1 protein-coding gene is annotated in these 1,325 nt (G+C 58.9%); it reads left to right on the plus strand.

Going from position 1 to position 1,325, the window contains the following annotated elements; translation table 11 throughout:
* The coding region (locus tag K7W41_RS23270; protein WP_224612923.1) for a transposase at positions 1-1,308 on the plus strand (1,308 nt) is incomplete at its 5' end.
* Positions 1,309-1,325: the final 17 nt, after the last annotated feature.

The following is a 1,325-nucleotide window of genomic DNA, read 5'->3' on the forward strand; positions in this document are numbered from 1 at the left end:
CAATGGTGCGGACAGTTTCGAGGGGTAAAAGGGAAGGTCTCCTGTACGGTGAGTTTGAACGACTTCACGGACAGGAGACCTGCTCTGATGTTACCGATTGTGCTCACCCTGCTGGCCCTTCCCGCGCATCAACATCACTTTTTCTCGCGGCTCATCCCCCTATGGCAAGCCATCCCTGGCCGAGTCAACGCCAGGAATTTCAGCCGCTATAGCGGTTGGAATGAACGTACTCTCCGTCGGTGGTTCCAGAAGCAGCTCCCCTGGGGGGAGCTGCACTGGGGCCTGTTATACCTTCTCGTCCGTCTGAAGGTGCTGGATGGCCGCTTCATTCTGGCCCTAGATGCCACCTTTGTCCCGAAGTCGGGTCGGAAGACGGCTGGCCTGGGGGCGTTCTGGAACGGTGCATCACACCGTTCCGAAACGGGCCTGGAGCTGTCCTGCTTAGCCTTGCTCAGCTGGTCCGGTCATCACGCTTTTCCTGTGCAGGTCCAGCAGACTCAGCCACGCCGAGAGAAACATGATCGGCTGGAGCAGTACCAGGCTCAGCTGGTCGCTTTCCTTGAGCAGCGACGCACCTGGCTTCAACAGCATCTTCGCGTTGTCGTTGCCGATGGGCAGTACGCCAAAACGATGTTCATGGACGCGGTAAGTCGCGAAGGCTACGCCTTCGTGACGAAATTGCAGTGCAACGCGAACTTGCTCTCCCCCTTCAGCGGTCCACATCCCAAGCGACGGGGCGGACGGCAAAAATGGGCGGGGAAGGTCGATTTCAAGAGCTTCGATGGATGGGCCAGCGTACCAGGGGAAAAGAGGGAACGGGTCTGGACCCAGGTGGCGTGGGCACCGCACTACAAACGCTTTCTCCGGGTGGTGGTGATTCAGAACCTCAATCGGCGCGGAGAGGTGCAGGGCCATGTGGTGCTGTGCAGCACGGACACGGCGATGCCTGCTCAGCAGATTCGCTCTCTCTACAGCGCCCGGTTCCGCTTAGAGTTCGTCTTTCGAGACGTGAAGCAGTTCGCCGGGCTGAATACTTGCCAGCTTCGCAGTTCCCTCAGTTTAGAAAACCACTGGAACGCTGCCTTGTTTGCCGTGAGCCTCGGACGTGCCGAAGTCCTTCTCGACGACGCAGGACGCTGCAAGCGTCCTGCGTCCTGGCTCCCCTGTTCCTACGAGGACGTCAAACGGCGCGCCTACAATCAGCTCTTCGCCCACCGAATTCTTCGCCATCTCGGTCTTGCGGCTCGATTTGATGAATTGCAGAATCACCCCGCCAGCCCGCTCCATCTCGGTGTCAAAGTCGCCTAAAACTGTCCGCACCATTG

This window comes from Deinococcus multiflagellatus (genome assembly GCF_020166415.1).
Lineage (GTDB): Bacteria > Deinococcota > Deinococci > Deinococcales > Deinococcaceae > Deinococcus > Deinococcus multiflagellatus.